This window comes from Streptomyces sp. MK7 (genome assembly GCF_032658145.1).
In the GTDB taxonomy this organism is placed as follows: domain Bacteria; phylum Actinomycetota; class Actinomycetes; order Streptomycetales; family Streptomycetaceae; genus Streptomyces; species Streptomyces spiralis.
Map to the genome: position 1 here is coordinate 1 of NZ_JAVACL010000146.1, position 538 is coordinate 538.

Genomic DNA, 538 nt, shown 5'->3' on the forward strand with positions numbered 1-538 from the left:
ATAGTACTCGAACGGCGAGTGGTGCGGGCTGTAGTCGACGACCGACGCGCCACCGACGTTGGCGTGCGCGGTGTCGCACCGGGCGTACTCGCCCTGCTGCCCGTCCCACGCGGTCGAGGGCCGGAAGCCGCCCTGGAACCAACCCCAGCTGACCTGCCGGCCGTTGAGCAGGTCGCCGATGTTGCGGCCCGTCATCACGCCCAGGGCGTTGCCGCTGGTGTGGTTCTTGCCGGAGCAGTCGTCGAAGGCCGGGTCCGGGTCGTTGATCATCGTGCCCACGCCGTTCGCGTCGGGCGACTTGACGGTGTAGGGGTCGGGCGTGGAGGTCTGCCGGGGGTTCTCCGTGCCGGAGGCCGGGTCGACCGAGATGATTCCGTGCGTCTGGCCGGAGACCAGGTTGATGGCGCCGGGGCTGGACGGGCCGTAGGTGGAGCTGAAGGAACGGTCGCTCAGGGCGTAGTGCTGGGCGTAGTTCCACATCGCGGTGACGGTGTTGCCGTCGTAGTAGTCCATCACCAGGCCGGGCTCGCCGAACAGA

Annotated in this window: 1 protein-coding gene; it reads right to left on the bottom strand. The window is 68.8% G+C overall.

The window, feature by feature from the left end; genetic code table 11:
* The coding region (locus R2S09_RS40220; RefSeq protein WP_316746242.1) for an alkaline phosphatase family protein at nucleotides 1-538 on the bottom strand (538 nt) is incomplete at both ends.